Below are 15,814 nucleotides of genomic sequence, written 5' to 3'. Positions count from 1 at the left end.
GTATGCCGACGCGTGCACGGGCCTTGATCCAGCGCGTATCGGCCGCTGCCGCGCCTTGTAGATTCGAAGTGGGATTTTCCCTCGAACGAGTCTTCCAAGGAGATGCAGCATGCGCACATTCTGCGGGCTGGCCACCGCCTTTCTGCTTGCCGTTTCGCCCGGCGCCTGGGCGCAGCTGGACAACGCACCCACGCCGGTGCCGCTGCCCATCCCCATCGCCGCCGCGTCTGGGGCCATGCCGGCGCAAGACCTCGACGCCTTGCGCGCCGTGCATGCGCGCGAAATCAATGACCTCAGCACCTTCAGGACGGCGGGCTTGCCGCGGGACGCTATCGACTCCTATCTCGATAGCGGACCAGGGCAGCAATTTTTGCGCGAACTGCGCGCCGCCGATCCTGCCGCCTCGGCCGACACCCTCTATGCGCGGGCCGTCGAGCAGCTCGCGTCCGGCAGCACCTTGCCGGACCTGCAGCCCATGGCTGCCGCGCTGGTAAAAATCGTGCCGCATGGCCAGAATGTGTCGCCGTATTCGCCATATTTCACCACCAGCGCGCAGTTGCAGCTGGCATCGGGCCGCTGCGCCACCCTGGCCGACTGCTTCGGCTTGCCCTTGAAGAGCGAGGCGCCGCTGTATGATGTGTATCAGATCATGCCCAAGGGCACCGTCAACGTGTTCGTCAGCCAGGTCGCGCCGACGGAAGAGTTGGGCGGGCTGGTGCGGCGCAAGGGCGGGGCGCAGCAGTATTTGCTCCCCAACCGCAGCTTGTGGTCGGCCCCCGTGCTGATCGGCACGATCAAGAATTGAGGAGAGAAGATGGATCAGCAGCGTTTGCAAGCCCATGCCGCCGAACTGGAGCAGTTGCTGGCGCGCCTGGCGAGCGCCGACGGCGAGGTGGCCGACCTGCGCAGCGCGCTCGAGCCGCTGCTGGCCCTGGCGGGCAGCGGTGCCTTGAGCGCACCGCTGCCGTGGGGCGATATCCCGGGCGGGCGCTATTTTACGGAGGGCGGCTTGCGCCGGTATCCCGCGCTGGAGCAGGCATTTGCCCGCTTCCGCATCGAAGCAACGGGCGGCGAATCGCCGGCCCTGCGCAAGCTGCGCGGCGAGATATAGTTAATATTTTATTATCGCGCGCTTAATATAAGGTATCAATTGTTGTTTATGGGTAATTGAGAGTCGGTATTGCTTGACGACAAAATCTTATTCCCTGACCATGGCGCATCCCTCCCGATTTTCTCTTTTTTATTGGATGCACCATGTTGTCCTCCCTTAAGGCGCGGCTGATCGCCATCGCCGTTTCCATCGTCGTGCTGGCCATGCTGGCCGTCGCCATCGCCAATTTCTTCACGACGCGCGCAAGTACCCTGGCCGCGCTCGACACGCAGATGCTGCAGTTGTCGCACAGCCATGCGCAAGCCATCGCCGAATGGCTGCGTTCCAAGCAAGCCGTCGTGGGCTCGCTCAAGCAGGGCGCCACGGCGGCCGATCCCTTGCCGGCGCTGAAGGCGGCCGAGCAGGCAGGCACGTTCGACATGGCGTATATCGGCTTTGCCGACAAGCACGCCGTCTTTTCGCAGGAGCGCAAGCGCGCCGCCGACTACGATCCCACGGCACGGCCCTGGTACAAGCTGGCGTCCGAAGTGGGCGGCCCCATCATCACGGCGCCGTATATCGGCGCCAGCACGGGCAAGCTGGTGGTGACGTTTGCCGAGCCGCTGGGCGGCAAGGGCAGCGTGACGGGCGTGATGGCGGCCGATGTGATGATGGATGCTGTCGTGCAAAACGTCGCTTCGATCAAGCCGACGGCATCCAGCTACGCCTTCCTTGTCGACGGCGGCGGCAAGATCATCGCCCATCCGGACGCCAAGCTGACCCTCAAGCCCCTGGCCGAACTCGATCCGGGGCTGAGCGCGCAGGCGCTGGCCGATATCGAAAAGAGCGGTGATGGCGCGGCCATCCGCCTGGACGGGCGCGACGGCATCTTGCATGTAAGTAAGGTTCCGGGCAGCGACTGGCTGCTGGCCACCGTGCTGGACCGCGCGGAAGCCACGCAAGCCTTGAGTTCCATGCTGCGCGCCTCGGCCCTGACGGCGCTGCTGGTGCTGGCCCTGGCCGCCACGGTACTGAGCGTGCTGGTGGCGCGCGCCTTGCGCCGCCTGGGCCTGGTGCGCGACGCCATGGAAGCGATCGCCACGGGGGACGGCGACCTGACCAGCCGCCTCGATGCGGAAGGCACGGACGAGCTGGCGCAGATCGCCAAGGCCTTCAATTTGTTCGTGGAAAAGATCGCCACCGTGCTCGTGCAGATCCGCAGCATCAGCACCCTGGTGCGCAGCGAATCGGCCGATATTGCCGCCGGCAATGCCGACCTGTCCTCGCGCACGGAAGCGCAGGCGGGCGCGCTGGAAGAAACGGCCAGTTCGATGGATGAGCTGACCTCGACGGTGAAACAGAATGCGGAAAACGCGCATGCGGCCAATGAACTGGCCGTGTCCGCCTCGGAAGTGGCGGCCAAGGGCGGCCGCGTGGTGCAGCAGGTGGTGGGCACCATGGCAGGCATCCAGGAAAGCTCGCGCAAGATCGTCGACATTATCGGCGTGATCGACGGCATCGCCTTCCAGACGAATATCCTGGCCCTGAACGCGGCCGTCGAGGCGGCGCGCGCGGGCGAGCAGGGCAGGGGCTTTGCCGTGGTCGCGTCCGAAGTGCGCAACCTGGCGCAACGCTCCGCTGGCGCGGCGAAGGAAATCAAGGAATTGATCGGCGATTCGGTGGAGAAGGTCGATGCGGGCGGCCGCCTCGTCAATGAAGCGGGCCAGACCATGGACCAGGTGGTGGCCTCGGTGCAGCAACTGACGACCATCATGAGCGAGATCACGGTGGCCAGCCGCGAACAGAGCGCCGGCATCGGCGAGATCAATACGGCCGTCACGCACATGGACACCATGACGCAGCAAAACGCTGCCCTCGTCGAGCAAGCGGCGGCCGCCGCGGAAAGCTTGCAGGAACAGGCCGTGGACCTGGCGCAAGCCGTCGGTATGTTCCGCCTGGGCGATGCTGGCCCTGCTGCGGCATCCGCACCGGTGGCGCGCCTCAAGGCGAAGCCGGCCGCTCCTGTTCCTGCACAGCGCGCGCCGGCTCGTGCGCTGTCGCCCGTCAAGCCCGTCAAGGCGGCCAAGTCCGGCGCCGACGAGTGGGAAGAGTTTTAAGCTGCAAGCGTAGCGATCTGCGCGTTCATCCGCGTTTTTGTCAGGCCAGCCTGCCAAAAGCGCAGTTCGTCGCAATCGGCGTGTCTGGCGGGGGCGGTATGGCTATAGTGACACCATACCGCAAGCCCACTGCCAGACCCCCGAGGAGAACAACATGAACGTCGCTAAAAACATGGAAATCATCGCCGTTGCCGCCGCCATCGTGCTCGGCGCCGGCTGCTACGCCATCGCTCCGGCCGCCCCGGCCCTGCAAGTGGCCAGTTCCACGGCCACCGTGGCTGCGCCAGCAAACAAGGCTGCCATGCAAGTGGTGGTCGTCAAGGCCAAGCGCCTGAACGCGGCCGAAAAAGCCCGTTTCGCATAATTGATTGCCAGTCATTTTCCGCGCTGCTAGAGTGCAAGGCGCGATGCAATGCCGGCCGCCCGACGCGGGCGCCGCAAGACATAAAAAACAAGATACCGAGGATGCACTACATGAAAAAGATATTGCAACTGGCGCTGCTGTTCCTGGCGACACTGGGCCTGGTGCGCGGCGCGGCCGCCGAGACCCGCTTGCTGGAGATGCGCAGCGTCGACGCCCGCGTGGTGAGGGTCAAGCTCGATGGCGTAATGGAAGTGCGCATCCGCCAGGGCAACGTGCCTTCGCTGAGCATCACGGCCGACAAGCGCTACATCGCCGATGTCAGCACGGCGCAAAGCGGCGACACCCTGCACATCGAAACGGAAGTGCGCGGCTTCAAGCTCGGCCCTTCGTCGATCCGCGCCGACCTGGTCTTGCCGAACCTGCGCGAACTGAGCTCGGAAGGCTTCGGCAGCACCGACATCACGGGTTTCAAGGGCGAGGAACTGACCCTGTCGCTGGAAGGGGCGGGCAGCATCAAGCTGGTGGGCGACTACCGCAAGCTCAATGCCAGCCTGGGCGGCGTGGGCAGCATGCAGCTGTGGATCGGCAACAATGAGCGCGCGGAGCTGGACTTGCAGGGCGCCGGTTCCGTGGTGCTGGGCGGACGCGGACGCCTGCTGAAAGCGAGCCTGGGCGGCCTGGGCAGCCTGAACGCGCAGCAGTTCGAAGTCGATGCCGTCAACCTGGAATTGAGTGGCCTGGGTAATGCTACGGTGAATGCCCATACGAATGCCAAGCTGAACCTGAGCGGACTCGGTTCGGTGGTGGTGTACGGCAAGCCGGCCAATCGCGATGTCAGCGTCGAGGGCCTGGGCAAAGTTAGCTGGAAGTAAAAGCATCCTGCCGCAGGCCTTCTGCAGGACAAGAATAAGTTGTCAGACCACATCCCATTCCGATGAAAAAACTGATCATTACATTACTCATGCTGTTGACGATACAGCTACCCGCGCGGGCCGGCTTCGCCGAAGGCGCCAGCGCCTACAACAACAAGAATTACGCGCTGGCTTACAAAGAAATATTGCCCCTTGCCAAGACCGGCAATGCCGATGCCCAGCATTTGCTGGGTTTGATGTATTACATGGGGCGGGGCTTGCCGCAGGATTACAAGCAAGCCATGTTCTGGCACCGCAAGGCGGCCGAGCAGGGCAAGGCCGACGCCCAGTACGTGGTGGGCGCCATGTATTACACGGGCAACGCCGTGCTGCAGGACCACAAGCAGGCCGTCAGCTGGTTCCGCAAGGCGGCCGAGCAGAACCATGCCGAGGCGCAGCAGGTGCTGGGCCTGATGTACCGCTATCACATGGGCGGCGTGCAGCAGGACAATGTCATCGCCTACATGCTGTGGAACCTGGCGGCCGCGAATGGCAACGCGAATGCGGCCGACCAGCGCGCCGCCGTGGTGCGCAAGATGACGCATGAGCAGGTCGAGGAAGGGCAGGCCCTGTCGGCCCAATGGAAGCCGGGCACGCCCTTGCCGCGCCAGTCGAAAACGGGCGGTGGCTGAGAGGCCATGTAGCGGCCTGCAAGGGTGGACGGCTTGGCGTACAATCGCCGTTTTCCCTTGAAAGAGTCCCGCCATGCGTGCAGTTGCCATCAGCCAGCCAGGTCCCGCCGACGTTTTGCAGATCGCCGAACGTCCCACGCCGCAATATAAGGCGGGCGAACTGTTGATCAAGGTGCATGCGGCCGGCATCAACCGCCCCGACGTGCTGCAGCGCCTGGGCAAGTATGCGCCGCCTGCGGGCGCCTCCGACTTGCCGGGCCTGGAAGTGGCGGGCGAAGTCGTCGATGGCGATTTCACCAACACGGCATTCAAGAAGGGCGACCTCGTCTGCGCGCTGGTGCAGGGCGGCGGCTATGCCGAATACTGCGCCGCACCCGCCGGCCAGTGCCTGCCCTTGCCGAAAGGCTTGACGGCGCTGGAAGGCGCGTCCCTGCCGGAAAACTTCTTTACCGTCTGGAGCAATGTGTTCGACCGCTGCGCGCTGGCCGATGGCGAAACGTTATTGGTGCAGGGCGGCACGTCCGGCATCGGCGTGGCGGCCATTCAGTTGGCGGCCGCGCTCGGCCACCGCGTGTTTGCCACGGCGGGCAGCGACGAGAAGGCGCGCGCCTGCGAGGCGCTGGGCGCCGAACGCGGTATCAATTACCGCACGGAAGATTTCGTTGCCGTCGTCAAGGAATTGACCGATGGCAAAGGCGTCGACGTCATCCTCGACATGGTGGGCGGCGACTACCTGCCGCGCGAAATCGACTGCCTGGCCGATGATGGCCGCATCGGCCTGATCGCCGTGCAGGGCGGCACCAAGGCGGAACTGGACCTGGGCGCCTTGCTGCGCCGTCGCCTGACAGTGACAGGTTCCACCTTGCGCCCCCGTTCCGTCGCCTTCAAGGCGGCCATCGCGCACCACCTGCGCACGACCGTCTGGCCGCTGATCGAGGCGGGCAAGATCAAGCCCGTGATCTATCAAACTTTCCCGTTGGAAAAGGCCAACGAGGCGCATGCCTTGATGGAAGCGAGCACGCACGTGGGCAAGATCATGTTGCAAGTTGCCTGAAACGGGGCACTGCCTGTTTGACCGGCATCGGTGCCGGAGTTAGAATGACGGGTTATTAAGAATTTAGGCTACTATGCGTCGCAAACTCGTCGTCGGAAATTGGAAAATGAACGGCAGTCGCACCTCGAACGCGGTGTTATTGTCTGAAATAGTTGCTGGCCTGGCTGCTTCTGGCGCCGCCAGCGCCGTCTGTGTGCCTGCGCCGTATCTGGCGCAGTGCCAGGCGCAATTGGCAGGCACGGCGCTGGGCTGGGGCGCGCAGGATGTGTCCGCGCACGCCAGCGGCGCCTACACGGGCGAAATCTCGGCCGCCATGCTGCAGGATTTCGGCTGCGGCTATGTGGTGATCGGGCATTCCGAGCGTCGCGCCTACCATGGCGAGAGCGATGCGCAGGTGGCGGCCAAGACGGTTGCAGCGCTGGCGGCAGGCATCACGCCTATCGTCTGCATCGGCGAGACGCTGGCGCAGCGCGAAGCGGGCCAGACCGACGCGGTCGTGGCGCAGCAGCTGGGTGCCGTGCTGGCGGCCATTTCCGCCGACGACGTGGCGAAACTGGTGCTGGCCTACGAGCCGGTCTGGGCCATCGGCACGGGCAAGACGGCCACGCCGCAGATGGCGCAGGACGTGCATCAGGTATTGCGCGCCCAGCTGGCAGAAAAGAATGCGGTAGCGGCCGCCGGCGTGCAGATCCTGTACGGCGGCAGCATGAAGCCGGAGAACGCAAAAGAATTGATGGCGATGCCGGATATCGATGGCGGTCTGATCGGTGGAGCAGCATTGAAGGCGGCGGATTTCCTGGCGATTATTCACGCCGCCGATTGAATTAATTTAAACTAAGAATGGAATTGCAATGAACATGATGTTCAATCTGGTAGTGGTAGTACAGGTTATTTCGGCATTGTCGATTATCGCGCTGGTGTTGCTGCAGCACGGCAAGGGCGCCGACATGGGTGCCGCCTTCGGTTCGGGCGCCTCGGGCAGCCTGTTCGGTGCGACGGGTTCGTCGAACTTCATGTCGAAATCGACGGGCGTTGCCGCCGCGATCTTCTTCGGCGCCACGCTGGCCCTGTCGCTGATGGCCAATCAGCGCGCCACCACGGTGGGCGGCGGCGTGATGGACAAAGTCGTCAAGCCAGTGCCGGTCACCGGCGCGGGCGCGATCCCGACGACGGTACCTGCGGCAGCTCCGGCGGCCAGTGCTCCGGCAGCGGCCGCACCGGTTGTCAGCACCCCGGCAGGCGCGATTCCGAAGTAATTCTGTCGCAACTCGATACCTCATCGAGAGTAATTCTCATTACGGGCAGATTATTGCTCAATGTTTCAGCAGTGCGGCAGGAAAAAATCGTGACGCGCTGGAAGATGTAAAAATTTATCGTTTTTATCTGTGTTTTGATGCATTTGTGCATTAACTTTAGCGGCAAAGCAGAGTAGAATACGGGCCTTACCGCCGACGTGGTGAAATTGGTAGACACGCTATCTTGAGGGGGTAGTGGCGCAAGCTGTACGAGTTCGAGTCTCGTCGTCGGCACCAGAAATCAGAAGCCAGCAACGGCGCACGAGCCATGGCTCGTACAAAGTTGCTGGCTTTTTTTACGAGGATGTGTCGTTCGATCCTGGTCTTAGCTTTGATTGGGGTCGTGCGTTAGATACGCTGCAAATGATCGCAGCGTCCTCATTTAACCGATCGTTCAATATAAGCTTATCAATCGTGAACCTCGAAAATTACTTCCCCGTCCTGCTGTTCATTATTATCGGCCTCGGTGTCGGTATCGCTCCCCAGCTCCTGGGGCGCCTGTTAGGCCCTAACAAGCCTGACGCAGCAAAACTCTCCCCGTACGAATGTGGTTTTGAAGCATTCGAAGACGCGCGCATGAAATTCGATGTGCGCTACTATCTGGTCGCAATCCTGTTTATTTTGTTCGATCTGGAAACGGCATTCTTTTTCCCATGGGGCGTTGCAATGCGCGACCTGGGCTGGGCCGGTTTCGTCACGATGATGGTGTTCATCGCTGAATTCGTGGTCGGATTTTGGTACATTTGGAAGAAAGGTGCCCTTGACTGGGAATAAGCCATGGCTATTGAAGGCGTATTAAGCGAAGGTTTCATCACCACCTCGGCCGACAAGCTGATCAACTGGGCGCGCACCGGGTCTATGTTCCCGATGACGTTCGGTCTGGCCTGCTGTGCGGTCGAAATGATGCATGTGGGCGCAGCCCGCTACGATATGGACCGTTTCGGCGTCGTGTTTCGTCCGTCGCCGCGTCAGTCCGACGTCATGATCGTTGCCGGCACCCTGTGCAACAAGATGGCGCCGGCCCTGCGCAAGGTCTACGACCAGATGGCAGAGCCACGCTGGGTCATCTCGATGGGTTCCTGCGCCAATGGCGGCGGGTACTACCATTACTCCTATTCCGTGGTGCGCGGTTGCGACCGCATCGTGCCCGTCGACGTGTATGTGCCTGGCTGTCCGCCGACCGCTGAAGCCTTGCTGTACGGCATCATGCAGTTGCAGAACAAGATCAAGCGTACCAGCACGATCGCACGCTAACCGGGCCGCTTCAGATTATGACAACACATTTAGAAGTATTGCAAAACGCCCTCGGCACTGCCCTGGGCGATCGCGTTAGCACGACGGTTGCGCTGGGCGAAGTCACCTTGCAGGTCAAGGCCGAGGACTACCTGGCCGTGATGCAGACCTTGCGCGACGATCCGAGCCTGCATTTCGAGCAATTGCTCGACCTGTGCGGCGTCGACTACTCGACCTATGGCGACGGCAGCTGGGACGGCCTGCGTTTCGCGGCCGTTTCGCACTTGCTGTCGGTCAAGCACAACTGGCGCGTGCGCGTGCGCGTGTTCGCGCCCGACGACGACATGCCGCTGCTGCCTTCCGTGGTCGGTATCTGGCGCGCCGTCAACTGGTACGAGCGCGAAGCATTCGACCTGCTGGGCATCCTCTTCGAAGGCCACAACGACTTGCGCCGCCTGCTGACCGACTACGGTTTCATCGGCCATCCGTTCCGCAAGGATTTCCCCGTCTCCGGCTATGTCGAGATGCGTTACGATCCGGAACAAAAGCGCGTGATTTACCAGCCCGTGACGATCGAGCCGCGGGAAAACGTGCCGCGCGTGATCCGCGAAGAACATTACGGGATGAAATAATGGCTGAGATTAAGAACTACACCCTGAACTTTGGGCCGCAGCATCCGGCCGCGCACGGTGTGCTGCGCCTGGTGCTGGAGATGGATGGCGAAGTCATCCAGCGTGCCGATCCGCATATCGGCCTGCTGCACCGCGCCACCGAAAAGCTGGCCGAACAGAAGACCTACCTGCAATCCGTGCCGTACATGGACCGTCTCGACTATGTGTCGATGATGTGCAATGAACATGCGTACGTGATGGCCATCGAAAAGATGCTGGGTCTGGAAGTGCCGCTGCGCGCGCAATACATCCGCGTCATGTTCGACGAGATGACGCGCATCCTGAATCACCTGATGTGGCTCGGCACCCACGCGCTGGACGTTGGCGCCATGGGCCCGTTCCTGTATTGCTTCCGCGACCGCGAAGACTTGTTCGACGCCTACGAGGCAGTCTCGGGCGCGCGCATGCACGCGGCCTACTACCGTCCGGGCGGCGTGTACCGCGACTTGCCGGATTCGATGCCGCAACACAAGGCGTCGATCATCCGCAACGCCAAGGCGATTTCCAGGCTGAATGAAAACCGCCAGGGTTCGTTGCTGGACTTTATCGAAGACTTCGCGCGCCGCTTCCCGAATTCCGTGGACGAGTACGAAACCTTGCTGACCGACAACCGTATCTGGAAACAGCGTACCGTCGGCATCGGCGTGGTCTCGCCGGAAGATGCGCTGGCCATGGGCTTTACGGGCGCCATGCTGCGCGGCTCTGGCGTGCAGTGGGACTTGCGCAAGAAACAGCCGTACGAAGTGTATGACCTGATGGATTTCGACATTCCTATCGGCACCAACGGCGATTGCTACGACCGCTACCTGGTCCGCGTGGAAGAGTTGCGCCAGTCGAACCGCATCATCAAGCAATGCGTGGAGTGGCTGCGCAACAATGAAGGTCCTGTCATGACCAGCAACCGCAAGGTGGCGCCTCCGGGCCGCGTCGACATGAAGACCAACATGGAGTCCTTGATTCACCACTTCAAGCTGTTCACGGAAGGTTTCCACGTGCCGCCAGGCGAGGCCTACAGCGCCGTGGAACATCCGAAGGGCGAGTTCGGCGTGTACCTGGTGTCCGATGGCGCCAACAAGCCGTACCGCATGAAACTGCGCGCGCCAGACTACGCCCACTTGCAGTCGCTCGACGAGATGGCGCGTGGGCACATGCTTGCCGACGCCGTGACCATCATCGGGACGCAAGATATCGTGTTCGGCAGTATTGACCGCTAAGAGGCAAAAAGTATGTTGTTATCAGAGCAATGCTATAAGAAAATTGACCGCGAGCTGGCCAAGTACCCGGCCGACCAGCGTCAGTCGGCCGTCATGGCCGCGCTGGCCCATGCCCAGGATGAACTGGGCTGGCTTGCGCCGGACACCATGAAGGAACTGGCCGATTATATCGGCATGCCGGCGATTGCCGTGCAGGAAGTGGCCACGTTCTACAATATGTACAACGTGAAACCCGTGGGCAAGCACAAGATCACCGTGTGCACCAACCTGCCATGTGCGCTGTCGGGCGGCGTGCGCGCTGCAGAGTACCTGAAGCAGAAACTGGGTATCGATTTCCGCGAAACCACCGCAGACGGCCAGTTCACGCTGGTTGAAGGCGAGTGCATGGGTGCTTGCGGCGATGCGCCGGTCTTGCTGGTCAGTAATAAAACCATGTGCAGCTGGATGTCGAACGAGAAAATCGACGCCATGCTGGAGGAACTCAAGAAATGACGTCACTCCACAACCGCCATATCGATCCATTGATCCTGAAGGATCTGGATGGCAAGAACTGGCATTTGCAAGATTATGTGAACCGCGGCGGCTACAGCGCGCTGCGGCGTATCCTGGAAGAGAAAATCACGCCGGAACAGATCATCGCCGACCTCAAGGCTTCGTCCTTGCGCGGCCGTGGCGGCGCGGGTTTCCCTACCGGCTTGAAGTGGAGCTTCATGCCGCGCCAGTTCCCGGGTCAAAAATACCTCGTCTGCAATACAGATGAAGGCGAACCGGGCACTTTCAAGGACCGCGACATCATTCGTTACAATCCCCATGCCCTGATCGAAGGCATGGCCATTGGCGCTTATGCGATGGGCATCACCGTCGGCTATAACTATATCCATGGCGAAATCTGGGCCGAGTACGCCCGTTTCGAAGAAGCGCTGGAAGAGGCGCGCGCCGCCGGTTTCCTCGGCGACAAGATCATGGGCAGCGAGTTCTCGTTCCAGTTGCATGCGCACCATGGTTATGGCGCCTACATCTGCGGCGAAGAAACGGCCCTGCTCGAATCGCTGGAAGGCAAGAAAGGCCAGCCGCGCTTCAAGCCGCCTTTCCCCGCCTCGTTCGGCCTGTACGGCAAGCCGACGACGATCAACAACACGGAAACCTTCGCGGCCGTGCCCTTCGTGCTGAACATCGGTCCAGAGAAATACCTGGCGATGGGCAAGCCGAACAATGGCGGTTCGAAGATCTTCTCGATCTCGGGCGACGTGGAAAAACCGGGCAACTACGAGGTGCCGCTCGGCACCCCGTTCGCCAAACTGCTGGAACTGGCAGGCGGCATGCGCGGTGGCAAAAAGATCAAGGCCGTGATCCCTGGCGGCTCGTCCGCGCCGGTGATCCGCGGCGACATCATGATGCAGACCGACCTGGACTACGACTCGATCGCGAAAGCCGGTTCGATGTTGGGTTCGGGCGCCGTCATCGTGATGGACGAAACACGCTGCATGGTGAAGGCGCTGGAGCGCCTGTCCTACTTCTACTTTGAAGAATCGTGCGGCCAGTGTACGCCTTGCCGTGAAGGCACAGGCTGGATGTACCGCATGGTGCACCGCATCGAGCAGGGGCAGGGTCGTCCAGACGACCTGGACATGCTCAACTCGATCGCCGACAACATCCAAGGCCGCACCATTTGCGCGCTGGGCGATGCGGCTGCCATGCCGGTACGGGCCTTCATTAAGAATTTCCGTGAAGAATTTGAATATCATATCGAGCACAAGCATTGCTTAGTGCCCGCATATATCTAAGCTGCGTCAGGTAACGATCACCATGGTTGAAATCGAAATAGACGGCAAAAAAGTCGAAGTCCCTGCTGGTAGCATGGTGATGGACGCCGCCAACAAATTGGGAACCTACATTCCGCACTTCTGCTATCACAAGAAATTGTCGATCGCAGCGAACTGCCGCATGTGCCTGGTCGAAGTGGAAAAGGCGCCCAAGCCTTTGCCCGCTTGCGCGACCCCGGTCAGTGCCGGCATGATCGTGCGCTCCGCCAGCGATAAAGCTGTGCAGGCGCAAAAGTCGGTCATGGAATTCTTGCTGATTAACCACCCGCTCGATTGCCCTATCTGCGATCAGGGCGGCGAATGCCAGTTGCAAGACTTGGCAGTGGGCTACGGCAAGAGCGAATCGCGCTACAAGGAAGACAAGCGCGTCGTCACGCCGAAGGAAGCCGGTCCGCTGGTCTCCATGCAGGAAATGTCGCGCTGCATCCAGTGCACCCGCTGCGTGCGCTTTGGCCAGGAAGTGGCCGGCGTGATGGAGCTGGGCATGATCGGCCGTGGCGAGCACTCGGAAATCGTGTCGTTTGTTGGTCAGACGGTCGACTCCGAACTGTCGGGCAACATGATCGACCTGTGCCCGGTCGGCGCACTGACCTCGAAGCCGTTCCGCTACAGCGCCCGTACGTGGGAACTGTCGCGCCGCAAATCGGTCAGCCCGCATGACGGCCTCGGTTCCAACCTGATCGTGCAAGTGAAAGCTGGCAAGGTCAAGCGCGTACTGCCCCTGGAAAACGAAGCCGTCAACGAGTGCTGGATCTCGGACAAGGACCGTTTCTCGTACGAAGCGCTGGACAGCGCCGAACGCCTGACGTCCCCGATGCTGAAACAAGGCAACGAGTGGAAAGAAGTCGATTGGCAGACCGCGCTGGAATACGTGGCGCACGGTTTGAAAAACATCAAGCACGAGCATGGCGCTGACGCCATCGCCGCGCTGGCCACCCCGCATTCGACCGTCGAAGAGCTGGTCCTGCTGCAAAAAGTCGCCCACGGCCTCGGTTCCGAGAACGTCGACTTCCGCCTGCGCCAGACCGACTTCGCGCTCGACGCCAATGTGAAACCATGGCTGGGCATGCCGATCAGCGAATTTGGCCAGATCAAGCGCGCCTTCGTCATCGGCTCGTTCCTGCGCAAGGACCACCCATTGTTGGCCACGCGTCTGCGCGCGTCCGTCAAGGGCGGCGCCAAGCTGTCGATCCTGCACGCCTCCGACGATGATCAACTGATCACCATCGCCAACAAGATGATTGTCGCGCCGAATGATTGGCTGGCGGCCTTGTCGGAAGTGCTCGTCGCTGTTGCCAAAGCGAAAGAAATCGCCGCGCCTAACGGTTTTGAAGCGGTTGTTGCTTCGGACGTAGCCGTGGCGATTGCCGCCAGCCTGATGGCCGGCGACCATGGCGCGATTTTGCTGGGTAACGCGGCAACGCAACACCCGCAAGCGTCGCAACTGCATGCTGCCGCGCAATGGATCGCCGAACAGACGGGCGCCAAGCTTGGTTACCTGACGGAAGCGGCCAACACGGTTGGCGCGCACCTGGTCGCCAAGCCGCGCGCGAATGTGCAAGCCGCCTTTGCCGTGCCGAAAAAAGCCTACGTGCTGCTGCACGCCGAGCCGGAACTCGATGCCGCCAACCCGCAAGCGGCCCGCGCCGCCCTCGATGGCGCCGACATGGTCGTGGCGATGTCGGCCTTCAAGCACGGCATGGAGTACGCCGATGTCTTGCTGCCGATCGCCCCGTTCGCTGAAACCTCGGGTACCTTCGTCAACTGCGAAGGCCGTGCGCAAAGCTTCAACGGCACCGTGAAACCGCTGGCGGAAACCCGTCCAGCCTGGAAAGTGCTGCGCGTCCTGGGCAACATCCTGGGCCTGGCCGGTTTCGACTACGATACCTCGGAAGCGATCCGCGACGAAGCGTTCGGCGCTGGCGTGACCGATCTGTCGGCACAGCTGAACAACATCGCCAAGAACGCACCGGAAGCGGCTTCGTACGCACCGGCTTCGCCTGCGCTGCAACGCATCGCCGACGTGCCGATCTACTTCGCCGACGCGCTGGTACGCCGCTCCGAACCGCTGCTGCGCACGGTCGATGGCGCCGCGCCGCAAGCCCATCTGTCGGCGGCATTGGCCGAGAAGCTGGGCATCAAGGCGGGCGACAAGGTCAAAGTGGCGCAAGGCTCCGGCAGCGCCATCCTGGTGGCGGCAATTCACGCCGGCCTGCCAGCCAATGTGGTCAAGGTGTCGGCGGCGCATGCCTCGACGGCTGGCCTGGGCGGCATGTTCGGTGACATCACAGTTGAAACAGCAGAGGGGAAAATCTGATGGCTCTGCCTGAATTTGTAAACGTCATCAACAGCAGCGGCCAGGATCTGCTGGGCGGCTCGTGGCCGTTCTTCTGGACCCTGATCAAGATTCTGTGCGTGCTGTTGCCGCTGATGGGCCTGGTTGCCTACCTGACCTTGTGGGAACGCAAGCTGATCGGCTGGATCCAGATCCGCGTCGGCCCGAACCGCGTCGGCCCATTGGGCTTGCTGCAACCGATCGCCGATGCGCTGAAACTCTTGTTCAAAGAGATCATCATCCCGTCCAAGGCCGCCAAAGGCCTGTTCGTGATCGGCCCGATCATGACCATCATGCCGGCCCTGGCCGCCTGGTCGGTCGTGCCCTTCGGTCCGCAAGCCGTGCTGGCGAACGTCAACGCGGGCTTGCTGATGCTGCTGGCGATTACCTCGATGGAAGTCTACGGCATCATCATCGCCGGCTGGGCTTCGAACTCGAAGTACTCGTTCATGGGCGCCATGCGCGCTTCGGCACAGATGATTTCGTATGAAATCCCGATGGGCTTCGTGATGGTCATCGTGCTGATGGTCTCGGGCAGCCTGAACTTCATCGACATCGTCGGCGGCCAGCAGATCGGCTTCTTCGCCGACAAGGGCGTGAACTTCCTGTCGTGGAACTGGCTGCCGCTGCTGCCGATGTTCGTCATCTACCTGGTGTCGGGCCTGGCTGAAGCCAACCGCCACCCGTTCGACGTCGTCGAAGGCGAGTCGGAAATCGTCGCCGGCCACATGGTCGAGTACTCGGGCATGGCCTACGCCATGTTCATGCTGGCCGAATACGCCAACATGATACTGATCGGCGCCCTGGCTTCGCTCATGTTCCTCGGCGGCTGGTCCGCACCATTTGCCTTCCTCGAGTTCTGGGGTGGTTTCGGCGGCTTCTTCTGGCTGTTCGCCAAGACCTTCTTCATCGTGTCGGTGTTCATCTGGGTGCGCGGTACTTTCCCACGCTACCGTTATGACCAGATCATGCGCCTCGGCTGGAAAGTGTTTATCCCGTTGACGCTGGTCTACCTGGTCTTCGTCGCTGCCTGGATGCAGACATCCTGGAATATTTGGAAGTAAGAGAGTGCATA

Annotated in this window: 17 protein-coding genes and 1 tRNA gene; all 18 read left to right on the top strand. The window is 61.6% G+C overall.

Annotated features, from left to right (window positions below; genetic code table 11):
• Nucleotides 1-109 precede the first annotated feature (109 nt).
• The 18 genes from AC3RCG_RS20370 to nuoH all read left to right on the top strand — a co-directional run bounded on the left by AC3RCG_RS20370 (nucleotide 110) and on the right by nuoH (nucleotide 15,803).
• Nucleotides 110-805 (top strand): hypothetical protein, encoded by a 696-nt coding sequence (locus tag AC3RCG_RS20370; protein ID WP_492403228.1) that lies wholly within the window; start codon nucleotides 110-112, stop codon nucleotides 803-805.
• 9 nt (nucleotides 806-814) lie between these two features.
• Nucleotides 815-1,111, top strand: a complete 297-nt coding sequence (locus AC3RCG_RS20365) for a hypothetical protein (RefSeq protein ID WP_070311338.1) — start codon at nucleotides 815-817, stop codon at nucleotides 1,109-1,111.
• 143 nt (nucleotides 1,112-1,254) lie between these two features.
• Nucleotides 1,255-3,207 carry a methyl-accepting chemotaxis protein gene (locus AC3RCG_RS20360; RefSeq protein WP_492403226.1) on the top strand — a complete coding sequence of 651 codons (1,953 nt, stop codon included), beginning with the start codon at nucleotides 1,255-1,257 and terminating at the stop codon, nucleotides 3,205-3,207.
• Between the two features lie 154 nt (nucleotides 3,208-3,361).
• Complete coding sequence (locus tag AC3RCG_RS20355; RefSeq protein WP_099410964.1) at nucleotides 3,362-3,571, top strand: hypothetical protein; 210 nt, start codon at nucleotides 3,362-3,364, stop codon at nucleotides 3,569-3,571.
• 110 nt (nucleotides 3,572-3,681) lie between these two features.
• On the top strand, nucleotides 3,682-4,443 hold the full coding sequence (locus AC3RCG_RS20350) for a GIN domain-containing protein (protein WP_492403224.1): 762 nt from the start codon (nucleotides 3,682-3,684) through the stop codon (nucleotides 4,441-4,443).
• 62 nt (nucleotides 4,444-4,505) lie between these two features.
• Nucleotides 4,506-5,114, top strand: coding sequence for a tetratricopeptide repeat protein (locus AC3RCG_RS20345; RefSeq protein ID WP_070224114.1), 609 nt, complete (start codon nucleotides 4,506-4,508; stop codon nucleotides 5,112-5,114).
• Between the two features lie 73 nt (nucleotides 5,115-5,187).
• Entirely contained in the window at nucleotides 5,188-6,168 is a 981-nt protein-coding gene (locus AC3RCG_RS20340) for an NAD(P)H-quinone oxidoreductase (RefSeq protein ID WP_492403222.1), read from the top strand.
• Nucleotides 6,169-6,241: 73 nt separating this feature from the next.
• A complete protein-coding gene (tpiA, locus tag AC3RCG_RS20335; RefSeq protein WP_230505129.1) occupies nucleotides 6,242-6,991 on the top strand; it encodes a triose-phosphate isomerase in 750 nt (249 codons plus the stop codon).
• Between the two features lie 28 nt (nucleotides 6,992-7,019).
• The gene (gene secG, locus AC3RCG_RS20330; protein WP_492403219.1) at nucleotides 7,020-7,424 is read left to right on the top strand and encodes a preprotein translocase subunit SecG; all 405 of its coding nucleotides are present in this window, start codon (nucleotides 7,020-7,022) and stop codon (nucleotides 7,422-7,424) included.
• Nucleotides 7,425-7,615: 191 nt separating this feature from the next.
• Nucleotides 7,616-7,700 (top strand) — tRNA-Leu (locus AC3RCG_RS20325).
• Nucleotides 7,701-7,877: 177 nt separating this feature from the next.
• On the top strand, nucleotides 7,878-8,237 hold the full coding sequence (locus AC3RCG_RS20320; protein ID WP_010399734.1) for an NADH-quinone oxidoreductase subunit A: 360 nt from the start codon (nucleotides 7,878-7,880) through the stop codon (nucleotides 8,235-8,237).
• 3 nt (nucleotides 8,238-8,240) lie between these two features.
• Nucleotides 8,241-8,717: a NuoB/complex I 20 kDa subunit family protein gene (locus AC3RCG_RS20315; RefSeq protein ID WP_010399733.1), complete on the top strand. Its 477-nt coding sequence runs from the start codon at nucleotides 8,241-8,243 to the stop codon at nucleotides 8,715-8,717.
• A gap of 17 nt (nucleotides 8,718-8,734) precedes the next feature.
• Entirely contained in the window at nucleotides 8,735-9,328 is a 594-nt protein-coding gene (locus tag AC3RCG_RS20310) for an NADH-quinone oxidoreductase subunit C (RefSeq protein WP_070224111.1), read from the top strand.
• Nucleotides 9,328-10,581, top strand: a complete 1,254-nt coding sequence (locus AC3RCG_RS20305) for an NADH-quinone oxidoreductase subunit D (RefSeq protein WP_141170145.1) — start codon at nucleotides 9,328-9,330, stop codon at nucleotides 10,579-10,581. Before AC3RCG_RS20310 ends, AC3RCG_RS20305 begins: the two co-directional genes overlap by 1 nt.
• A 12-nt stretch (nucleotides 10,582-10,593) precedes the next feature.
• Nucleotides 10,594-11,073 carry an NADH-quinone oxidoreductase subunit NuoE gene (nuoE, locus tag AC3RCG_RS20300; RefSeq protein WP_071076360.1) on the top strand — a complete coding sequence of 160 codons (480 nt, stop codon included), beginning with the start codon at nucleotides 10,594-10,596 and terminating at the stop codon, nucleotides 11,071-11,073.
• The gene (gene nuoF, locus AC3RCG_RS20295) at nucleotides 11,070-12,365 is read left to right on the top strand and encodes an NADH-quinone oxidoreductase subunit NuoF (protein WP_141170144.1); all 1,296 of its coding nucleotides are present in this window, start codon (nucleotides 11,070-11,072) and stop codon (nucleotides 12,363-12,365) included. Before nuoE ends, nuoF begins: the two co-directional genes overlap by 4 nt.
• Nucleotides 12,366-12,387: 22 nt before the next feature.
• Entirely contained in the window at nucleotides 12,388-14,721 is a 2,334-nt protein-coding gene (nuoG, locus tag AC3RCG_RS20290; protein WP_492403216.1) for an NADH-quinone oxidoreductase subunit NuoG, read from the top strand.
• A complete protein-coding gene (gene nuoH, locus AC3RCG_RS20285; RefSeq protein WP_492403214.1) occupies nucleotides 14,721-15,803 on the top strand; it encodes an NADH-quinone oxidoreductase subunit NuoH in 1,083 nt (360 codons plus the stop codon). The genes nuoG and nuoH overlap by 1 nt, the downstream gene beginning before the upstream one ends.
• The last annotated feature ends 11 nt before the right edge of the window (nucleotides 15,804-15,814 follow it).

The sequence above is a fragment of the Janthinobacterium sp. GW823-FHT01H08 genome (genome assembly GCF_058797855.1).
This window is presented reverse-complemented; position numbering and strand designations above follow the sequence as displayed.

Bases quoted from the DNA above. Each gene is read 5' to 3' on its own strand.
- AC3RCG_RS20355 (WP_099410964.1), top strand. From the start codon at position 3,362: ATGAACGTCGCTAAAAACATGGAAATCATCGCCGTTGCCGCCGCCATC.
- AC3RCG_RS20365 (WP_070311338.1), top strand. From the start codon at position 815: ATGGATCAGCAGCGTTTGCAAGCCCATGCCGCCGAACTGGAGCAGTTG.
- AC3RCG_RS20340 (WP_492403222.1), top strand. From the start codon at position 5,188: ATGCGTGCAGTTGCCATCAGCCAGCCAGGTCCCGCCGACGTTTTGCAG.
- AC3RCG_RS20360 (WP_492403226.1), top strand. From the start codon at position 1,255: ATGTTGTCCTCCCTTAAGGCGCGGCTGATCGCCATCGCCGTTTCCATC.
- tpiA (WP_230505129.1), top strand. From the start codon at position 6,242: ATGCGTCGCAAACTCGTCGTCGGAAATTGGAAAATGAACGGCAGTCGC.
- nuoE (WP_071076360.1), top strand. From the start codon at position 10,594: ATGTTGTTATCAGAGCAATGCTATAAGAAAATTGACCGCGAGCTGGCC.
- AC3RCG_RS20345 (WP_070224114.1), top strand. From the start codon at position 4,506: ATGAAAAAACTGATCATTACATTACTCATGCTGTTGACGATACAGCTA.
- AC3RCG_RS20310 (WP_070224111.1), top strand. From the start codon at position 8,735: ATGACAACACATTTAGAAGTATTGCAAAACGCCCTCGGCACTGCCCTG.
- secG (WP_492403219.1), top strand. From the start codon at position 7,020: ATGAACATGATGTTCAATCTGGTAGTGGTAGTACAGGTTATTTCGGCA.
- nuoF (WP_141170144.1), top strand. From the start codon at position 11,070: ATGACGTCACTCCACAACCGCCATATCGATCCATTGATCCTGAAGGAT.
- nuoG (WP_492403216.1), top strand. From the start codon at position 12,388: ATGGTTGAAATCGAAATAGACGGCAAAAAAGTCGAAGTCCCTGCTGGT.
- AC3RCG_RS20370 (WP_492403228.1), top strand. From the start codon at position 110: ATGCGCACATTCTGCGGGCTGGCCACCGCCTTTCTGCTTGCCGTTTCG.
- AC3RCG_RS20315 (WP_010399733.1), top strand. From the start codon at position 8,241: ATGGCTATTGAAGGCGTATTAAGCGAAGGTTTCATCACCACCTCGGCC.
- nuoH (WP_492403214.1), top strand. From the start codon at position 14,721: ATGGCTCTGCCTGAATTTGTAAACGTCATCAACAGCAGCGGCCAGGAT.
- AC3RCG_RS20350 (WP_492403224.1), top strand. From the start codon at position 3,682: ATGAAAAAGATATTGCAACTGGCGCTGCTGTTCCTGGCGACACTGGGC.
- AC3RCG_RS20305 (WP_141170145.1), top strand. From the start codon at position 9,328: ATGGCTGAGATTAAGAACTACACCCTGAACTTTGGGCCGCAGCATCCG.